Source organism: Enterococcus sp. BWR-S5 (genome assembly GCF_016745255.1).
In the GTDB taxonomy this organism is placed as follows: Bacteria; Bacillota; Bacilli; order Lactobacillales; family Enterococcaceae; genus Enterococcus_L.
Map to the genome: position 1 here is coordinate 160,306 of NZ_JADOEQ010000010.1, position 8,861 is coordinate 169,166.

The window sequence follows — 8,861 nt, forward strand, 5'->3', positions numbered from 1 at the left end:
AGAGGGAGAAAAATGAATAGTATAGAGACAGAACGACTTTATTTACGTAGATTTAATGCAACAGATGGTGCAGCATTGCATGAATACTTATCCGATGAAGAGGTTGTGGCATACGAACCCTATAAGGCTTTTTCATTGGAAGAAGCTGAGCAGGAAGCGATTAGACGATCAGAAAATCCTGATTTTTTTGCTGTTTGTCTAAAAGACGGTCGCCTAATTGGAAATGTTTATTTTAGTAAAGGCGCCTTTGATACATGGATGATTGGTTATGTCTTCAACAAAGCCTATTGGGGACAAGGCTATGCCTCTGAGAGTGTAAAGGCTGTAATCAATTATGGATTTGCTTCATTAGGAGCACATCGAATCACAGCACTTTGCAATCCGCAGAATAAGGCTTCGTGGCATTTGATGGAACGCGTGGGTATGAGAAGAGAAGGAATATTGAAGAAGAACGTTTATTTCTGGAAAGATGCTCAGGGAGAACCGATTTGGCAGGATACTTATGAGTACGGATTGCTGAAGGAAGAGCAAGAAAATAACTAGAACTGTTTAGGATGATAGCCTGAAAAATGACTTGTCTCTCAATAAAATGAGCAGCCATGAGAAGCCAGAACAGTATGCTCCGTGATACAATAAACTAAATCAAAACCGATTGTTTAGGAGATGAACACTGTATGGTTTTAGAAAAATTAGCAATCAGTCAGAATCGTAAGGATGAGTCACCCAATGTAGAGCTAGCAGAGCAATTAGTGGTAAACAGTGATCGTGAAGGTATTTCTGAGCTGATTAGGGGGCTGCAGCTATCAAAAGGAATTGCAAATGACTGTATCAAAGTCCTATATGAAATTGGTGAATGTGCACCGTTACTTATTGCTGACTATGTCGCTGTATTTCTGGATTGTTTGATGAGTCGCAACAATCGTCTCGTGTGGGGTGGGATGACAGCACTTAATTCAATTGCTGATTGTGAAGCAAAGGCCATCTATACACAAATTGATAAAGTAAAAACGGCATATGAAAACGGTAGTGTGATAACTGTTGATAATAGTATTTCTGTATTCTCTAAAGTAAGCAAAGCCAATCCTCAGTATGAAAAAGAAATATTTCCTTTTCTAATGAAGCATTTGGAAACTTGCCGACCAAAGGAAGTTGCACAGCATGCTGAAAGAATTGTTGTTTGTGTAAATGAAGGTAATAGGGCGTTGTTTATTCAGATACTGGATAAACGATGTACAGAATTATCCAGTGCACAAAGTAAACGGGTAGCTAAGCTTATAAAGAGAGTAAATGTACAAGCAGCCGAAGTATGAATGGGATAGAAAATCTTTGTTATAGCAACTTTTGGCTGTCTGACTAGCGTAGCCTTAAGAGCAGGAGACTGCTCTTTTTTTGCATGATTAAGGAGCAAATTTTCTGAAATGCTCAGCACTTATCTTTAGTAAGCATATTAGTTGTCATATTTTAAAAAAGGTATATAATTTGAAAAGTAAAGGTCAGTGAACGTCAAACTGAAAGTGACTGTTGATAGACCTTACAAATAAAAACAGGAGGTTTGCATATTATGGCAAAAGAACATTATGACAGAAGTAAAGCCCATGTAAATATCGGCACAATTGGTCACGTCGATCATGGGAAAACAACATTAACCGCTGCAATTACTACAGTATTAGGGAAAAAAGGCCTCGCAAACCCGCAGGACTATGCTAGTATTGATGCAGCACCGGAAGAACGTGAACGTGGTATTACAATTAATACTGCTCACGTAGAATATGAAACTGAAAAACGACACTACGCGCACATTGATGCGCCCGGACACGCGGATTACGTGAAAAATATGATTACCGGAGCGGCGCAGATGGATGGTGCCATTCTAGTTGTATCCGCTACAGATGGTCCGATGCCTCAAACCAGAGAACATATTCTATTGTCTCGGCAGGTAGGGGTAAAACATTTAATTGTCTTCTTGAATAAAACGGATCTGGTTGATGATGATGAACTAATCGATTTGGTGGAAATGGAAATCAGAGAATTGTTGTCTGAATACAACTTCCCGGGAGATGATATTCCTGTCATCAAAGGTTCAGCATTGAAGGCTCTTGAAGGAGATGCAGACGCAGAAGCAGCAATCATGGAACTGATGGATACGGTAGATGCGTATATTCCAACACCTGAAAGAGATACAGACAAACCGTTGCTGCTTCCTATTGAAGATGTGTTTACGATTACTGGTCGAGGCACTGTTGCCTCTGGTCGAATTGATCGCGGACAAGTCAAAGTCAATGACGAAGTAGAAATCGTGGGAATCAAGCCGGAAACTCGTAAAGCCATAGTTACCGGAATCGAAATGTTCCGTAAAACACTTGACTATGGAGAAGCGGGTGACAATGTTGGGATTCTTCTTAGAGGAATTAACCGTGACGAAATCGAACGTGGACAAGTAATTGCAAAACCAGGCTCCATTACACCACATACCAAATTTAAAGCTGAGGTCTATGTGTTAACAAAAGAAGAGGGTGGCCGACATACACCATTCTTTACAAACTACCGACCACAATTTTACTTCCGTACAACGGATGTTACAGGAGTAGTTGAGCTTCCTACAGAGGTTGAAATGGTTATGCCGGGTGATAACGTGACAATCGATGTCGAACTAATCCATCCAATCGCAGTAGAAATGGGCACAACATTTTCTATTCGTGAAGGTGGACGAACAGTCGGCTCAGGGATAGTTACAGAAATAGAAAAATAATGAAAAAGCTCAGACCGCATGTATCAAGTCGTGCGGTCTGGGCTTTTCAATTTTTCTAAAAAATACTATCGAATAAATAAGCTCTTTTTATCTCTATCTACGGATTTTGATGTGAAGGCTATCAGGCATTCCTCACAAGCCGATAATACAGCAACAGAAATGAGCAGAAGACCCAGTGTTTTTAGGGTTAAGAAAAGATAGAACAGTGGTGAAAGAAAGAGCAGCAGTCCAGTCAGTTTATTGAGATAGGTGTGTAGGCTGATAAACTGTCGATGTCTGATAAAGCCGATAAGGTAAGCAAGCAGACGCAAAAACAAGACAATCAGGGACCACGACCATAGCCATGTTGGGAGTGTTACTACCGGTATAATTTTTATGACGACGACAATTAAGAAAAAGGTGTCAGCAATACTATCAAGGATGGCACCTGTTGAACTGGCAGTATGCGTTTTTCTAGCGATAAACCCATCTAACACATCACTAATACCGCAGCTAATGTATAGAAGAAAAAAAGTCGGTGTTAAAGGTATAGTAAATAATAAAAAGCAGGTTAGGAGCATTCGGATACCTGTAATGATAGTTGCTGCATATTTCATGTTGTCCTCCATCTTATTGCTTTTCATTGAAATGTTTGCATGTATCAAAATCATTATATCAAATCATCAGATAATTCCTCCTGATTTTCTTTGTTATCTATGCTATAATCAGTCAAAAATGAAGAGGTATGTGTATATGGAATGTCATGTGATACAAGTCGATGCGTTTACAAAGAAACCGGGCCAGGGAAACCCTGCGGGAGTGATACTCTCAGGAGACAATTATTCAACAGAGCAGATGCAGGAAATTGCTAAAAAAGTCGGTTTTAATGAGTGCGTATTTATCTGCGAAAGCAAGATAGGAGATATCAAGCTGCGCTATTTCACACCAGGTCACGAAACACCATTATGCGGGCATGCAACAATGGGAGCCGTCTATCTGCTTTCGCAGCTGGAAAATCATGATAGAAATTGGCTGATAGAAACACAGGCTGGCTTGATTACTGTCAGCTACTGTAAAGAAACAGAATTGATGACAATGGAGCAATCTCCGGCAAAATTCGAATCATTTGCAGGAGACCGAGTGGAACTTTGTGAAGCAATCGGAATTTCAACGGCTGATTTGAGTACAGAATTTCCAATTGTATATGGTAACACAGGCTCTTGGACGCTGATTGTTCCTGTAAATGAATCAGCCGTATTAGACAAGATGACTCCTGATACACAGCGTTTTCCTGATATACTAAAAGAAATGCCGCGTTCGTCTATCCATCCTTTCTCAGTGGCTTGTGATGAAGGAAATCAGTACGAGGCAAGACATTTTTCTTCGCCGTTTTCAGGAACTATTGAGGACTCTGTTACCGGCACAGCTTCAGGGGTTATGGGTGCTTATTTACTGGAGTATAGGTATCAAACGGAATCGGAACAAAGGATTTCAATTGTTCAAGGCAAGCATGTTGAACGAGAAGGAACACTTACAGTATTGGCTAAACGAGCAGCAGATGGTTCACATCAGGTATCTATCACAGGAACAGCCTGCAAAAATAAAGAATTCTCTATTTTTATATAGATAACTACTGTAAAGAGAACAATAAAAAAGAGTAGGACAATAATTAACTTTTCCCTCGACCGATAATTCATATCAGGACAAACGGCGGAACAGAAGCAACGACTACGATAATAAGCCGAAATTCACGAAAATTTGTAAAACAATTTTCGTGAATTTCGGCTTATTGCTTGTAGCTGAACACTTCTGATTCAGCCTTTTTTTATTCTTTAGCGTTGGTATCTATTCTTTAGGATCTTTTTGATTCCATGAAGCTGCTTGGTTGTTTTATCTATAGGAGCGTTGTCAATAATCAGTAAAGCAATCATGACATAGATGATTGAACTGTCACGAGAATATAACGTATAACGAGGAACCCAACTTGAAGCATACTTATTTTTGTATGCACGCAATCCTTGGAAAGAGTAAAAGCTGGTACCGAATTTGTAAACGAGAAAGGCGATTCGTTCCTGAATAAAGCTTTTCCGAGACGTTCCTACATTAGAGAGTGGTGCCATTCCCATGTTAAAGTAAGAAATGCCATCCTCTTTCATTACGTTAAAGATGGAAATGAAGAGGAAATCCATCACACCGGAAGGGGCATCTTGTTTATAGCGCATTAAATCAATGGTTCCCTCGGCCTTGTTGTATGTAGGCATAATCGTTGCAAAAGCAATGATATCCCCTGCCTTACTTTTTACTACGGCAATATCGGACAGTTGTAGATACTCTTCTGAAAAGAAGCCGAGAGAAAAGCCCTTTTCTTTTCTGTTTCCCAACCATTCATCGGATACTGCTTTTAGTTCCGCCATCGTTTCCGGAAGGAAAGGCGGGGAGAGAACTTCAAAACGGTAGTCCTCTTTGTCGAAACGATTCATCGTTGCTCGATCTGCTCGGCGCTTTTTCCCAGATAGTGTGAAATTAGCCAAATCGACATGGGCCTCTTCTCCCATTTTTATAAAGTCGTAGCCAAACTCATGGAGCAGCAGGACAAGCGACTCAGATACTTCATAGAAAACAGGTAAGTAACCCCAGATATCGGCTTCATGAATGAACTGTTCGACAGCATCAGTAAAATCTTCTTTGGCTCCGGAAGGGTCGCCCATGACGATGCACTTGTTGTTGAAGGTTTTGAACTGAAGCAGAACGGTTTCCTCTTCGAGACTGTTCTTATAAACATACATATCCTTGTCATCGAGAAACAGGAGCTGACTATCTGTATTTCCACCATAAGTCTTTAAAAGCTTCATCGCACGGTCACGGGCTAAGGCTTCACCAATAGTGCGCTTTTCGCCTTGCAAATAACGAATAAAAACAAACATGAACATTGCGGTAATCAAAATACCTAAAAAGCCTGATAACCAGACTCGCTCAGATGGAAATAAGAAAAATGAAATCACATGATGCTGATGGTGAGGGAATGCCGGGAGATTATAGACTCCGATAACTATATAAAGAACCATCAATACTGAAAAAATGATTCCATCTACTGTTCTCATTTCCCAAGAATAGACTAACTGCTTGCGATAGAGTTCCTTTTTTGAAAAAATGACGAAAATCAGCAGTAATGTTAAAAGAATAACAACACTCCAGCTCATATCCTTAAAAACCGTGTAAGCCAATGTCAATAAAAGCAGACCGATTGTTGGCAGATAAGCACGTGCAACTCTTGCAGCGATTCCGCGACCCATAATAAGTAAAGAAAAACCAAGCAGAACTGCAGGAAACTGCGTCAGTAAATGAAATGACCACGGATTTAACTGTTTTAACCAATGAAACTGATTAAATGCCTCAGGGATTGTCGTAGAAAGAACAATCATAATACCGGAAAAATACATTAAAATAACTAGCAGCTTATGACTAATCTCGATTGATAATTCTCTGGGAATGCCGGAATAACGATCATTCAAATTGCTGCTAAGATTTTTCAGAAAAAAAACAACCCCGATTAAAAATGGAATAATATAATAGAAGAGTCGGTATAGCAACAGCCATGCGATGACAGTTTCTCTAGGGATGTTTCCTAAAGAGGATAGGCCCAAAATCATCATAATATCAAAACTGCCCAATGCTCCGGGAATCATTGATATAATACCAATAACAGATGCTGCAATGAAGAGCGGAATGACCTGAGCAGTATGGAAGGGAATACCCATCAGCTTGCCGATTAGTAAAAAAGTAGCCAGGACACCTGTCCATTCCAAAAAGGAGGTCAACATTAGCTGAAGGCGTGAAGTGAGCGGGATGTCCCCAATGTACTCATCTTTCCTGATGGCTGTTAGCAGTAGGACAATCGGGAAATATAATCCTCCACCAATCAGCCAAATGGAGTATTGACTAAGAAAGCCGTTATCGTGACCAAAGAGAACCATAATAAATGAGAGCAAGCTATAGATTGAAAGTCCGGATAACAGAAATATCAGAATTTTCGAGAGAGCCTTCACTACCTTTTTTCCGTCTGTCTCTTTGCCATAAAATTCAGAACGAAGTCCAATACTAACTAAGCCGCCGAAACCCGCAATGTTGTTGATGGTATTAATCATCCAGCTAGTTTCGAATAAATAGCTTTTCTTAATTTTTTGTTCTAATGTTCGATTAAGGATGATATCATAACCGAACATAGGGGTTACTGCTACCAGACCTGTCAGAAGCATTAAAGCGATTTTCCAGATTGGTAAATCTAAGAAAATCATTTTGAGCTGTTCGAAAGAGATTGTTTTTCCAATTGATAAAAGTTCACTAATTACAATAAAAAGGACGGAAATGACAAAAACTGTTTTGAAAAAACCAGCTCGATTCTTAAACCATTGTAGAATTGCTTTCATAATTTCACCTGCTTTTCTAAAAGAAATGATAGAATATGTTCATTGAATAGTTTGGGATTTTTGAGTGCAAAAAGATGTCCTTGCCCGGAAATTAGGACAAATACAGCTTCAGGAATTGACTCCGCAATATACATTGAATGCTTCAGCTTGATGACGTCTCTTTTACCAACAATCACCATTGTTTTCGCAGAAATACTGTTGAGGTCAGACTCGGTAATCCCAGTGTCCCGCAACATTAGGGCGGTGATTGCTGCTCGTTTTCTCCAACGTGGAAAAGGACTTAGAAGCTTGAACCAAAGATATTCAAGCTGTGTACCTATTTTAACAGCCGTAGTCATTCCACTAACTTCTGTATTTCCTGCATTTAATACGAGATGTCTGACCATTTCAGGGTGGTCGGCTGCAAAGCGCATAGCAATGTTTGCACCATCGCTGAAGCCCAAGATATCAAGAGAGTGAATGTTCTCTTTTTCTGTGATAAGATAAAGGTCATCGGATAGCAGCTTAAATGAAAGAATGGCTTGTGTATTCGTGGAACGACCATGACCCCGCAAATCGACAGTGTATACTTTGAAAAACCGGCTAAAAACCGGCACTTGATGAATAAAATATTCTCCGCTGCCGCCATTTCCATGGAGCAGAAAAAGTGGGAAGCCGGCACCACTTACTTTATAAAAAAGTACACTGCCATCCGCTACTGTAATAGACTTTTCTTCTATTTTCATTTCCATCACCTACTGGTTTAAGTATAGCCAGTTTTTGCAAATTTGAGAAATAATATGAAGAGTAGGGGCCATTGGTACTGTTTATTAAAGAATCTTAAAGAATAATCTTGGAATAAGATATTTTTTTCAGAGTAAAGTATGATAAGTAAGAATTGCTCTTAGGCTTGGAGGCTTTTATAAACCATTATGAAAATCATAAAACGATTGAGCATCATAGTAACTATAATCATTATCATCGGTTTACTATATACAGGCTACATTATTCGCGGAAATGTGCAGCAGGTGGTTCGCTATGAGGACCAAGTATCGGCAGCAGCAGAGGAAAATGGTATTCCTGAATATAAAGAATTAATCTTGGCAATCATCTACGCAGAGTCTAAAGGACGTTCAGCCGATTTGATGCAAAGCAGCGAGAGTGTTTATGGACAACAAGCGGTCATTGATAATCCTCAGGAAAGTATTGATTATGGAGTCAAATTCTTAGCAGAGGCAATCAAACAAAATGATGAAGCTGGGAATGACGTTTGGACTGCTGTTCAGGCATATAATTATGGTTTAGAGTATATCCGCTTCGTGAAGGAAAACGGCGGCAAAAATACTGTTGCGCTTTCTGAAGAGTACTCGAAGGAATTTTTATCGCCAATGCTTGGAAATGAGGACGAAGAAACATATCCATACTACCGATTGCAATCCGTATTCCATAACGGTGGATTCCTCTATAAAAATGGCGGCAATATGTTTTATGCCGACATCGTCAAGATGAATCAACAGCTGATTAAATGGTTTCGTTGGAGCTTATAATGTAGGATGCAGAAAAAACAATAGGAGAACAGAATGCAGATTCTGTTCTCCTATTGCTTTTTGTTAATGACTTTAGTCGGTTTCAATCACTAAAGTGATTGAAACAAAAAAACCACGCGTACTGCGCGTGGAAGAAGTAGCTTTAGCGATAAAACTCCTTTCGATATACTAGATAAAGGC

General features: G+C 39.6%; 8 protein-coding genes. 5 read left to right on the forward strand and 3 right to left on the reverse strand.

Features of this window, described 5'->3' with window-relative positions; translation table 11 throughout:
• Positions 1 to 12: 12 nt before the first annotated feature.
• The 3 genes from IW510_RS12815 (at position 13) to tuf (ending at position 2,749) form a co-directional block, all read left to right on the forward strand.
• Positions 13 to 543 (forward strand): GNAT family N-acetyltransferase, encoded by a 531-nt coding sequence (locus IW510_RS12815; RefSeq protein WP_202060257.1) that lies wholly within the window; start codon positions 13 to 15, stop codon positions 541 to 543.
• Between the two features lie 131 nt (positions 544 to 674).
• Complete coding sequence (locus tag IW510_RS12820) at positions 675 to 1,310, forward strand: hypothetical protein (RefSeq protein WP_202060259.1); 636 nt, start codon at positions 675 to 677, stop codon at positions 1,308 to 1,310.
• Positions 1,311 to 1,561: 251 nt separating this feature from the next.
• The gene (tuf, locus tag IW510_RS12825) at positions 1,562 to 2,749 is read left to right on the forward strand and encodes an elongation factor Tu (protein WP_202060261.1); all 1,188 of its coding nucleotides are present in this window, start codon (positions 1,562 to 1,564) and stop codon (positions 2,747 to 2,749) included.
• Positions 2,750 to 2,814: 65 nt separating this feature from the next.
• On the opposite strand, the gene IW510_RS12830 is transcribed toward tuf, so the two are convergent.
• Complete coding sequence (locus tag IW510_RS12830) at positions 2,815 to 3,345, reverse strand: CDP-alcohol phosphatidyltransferase family protein (protein WP_202060264.1); 531 nt, start codon at positions 3,343 to 3,345, stop codon at positions 2,815 to 2,817.
• Positions 3,346 to 3,481: 136 nt separating this feature from the next.
• Between IW510_RS12830 and IW510_RS12835 the strand changes: the two genes are divergently transcribed.
• Positions 3,482 to 4,354: a PhzF family phenazine biosynthesis isomerase gene (locus tag IW510_RS12835; protein ID WP_202060267.1), complete on the forward strand. Its 873-nt coding sequence runs from the start codon at positions 3,482 to 3,484 to the stop codon at positions 4,352 to 4,354.
• Between the two features lie 206 nt (positions 4,355 to 4,560).
• On the opposite strand, the gene mprF is transcribed toward IW510_RS12835, so the two are convergent.
• Together mprF and IW510_RS12845 are read right to left on the reverse strand one after the other, a co-directional pair.
• Positions 4,561 to 7,155: a bifunctional lysylphosphatidylglycerol flippase/synthetase MprF gene (gene mprF / locus IW510_RS12840; protein WP_202060269.1), complete on the reverse strand. Its 2,595-nt coding sequence runs from the start codon at positions 7,153 to 7,155 to the stop codon at positions 4,561 to 4,563.
• On the reverse strand, positions 7,152 to 7,880 hold the full coding sequence (locus IW510_RS12845; protein WP_202060271.1) for an alpha/beta fold hydrolase: 729 nt from the start codon (positions 7,878 to 7,880) through the stop codon (positions 7,152 to 7,154). The genes mprF and IW510_RS12845 overlap by 4 nt, the downstream gene beginning before the upstream one ends.
• Positions 7,881 to 8,066: 186 nt before the next feature.
• On the opposite strand from IW510_RS12845, the gene IW510_RS12850 reads away from it, so the two are divergent.
• Entirely contained in the window at positions 8,067 to 8,681 is a 615-nt protein-coding gene (locus IW510_RS12850) for a lysozyme family protein (RefSeq protein ID WP_202060273.1), read from the forward strand.
• Positions 8,682 to 8,861: the final 180 nt, after the last annotated feature.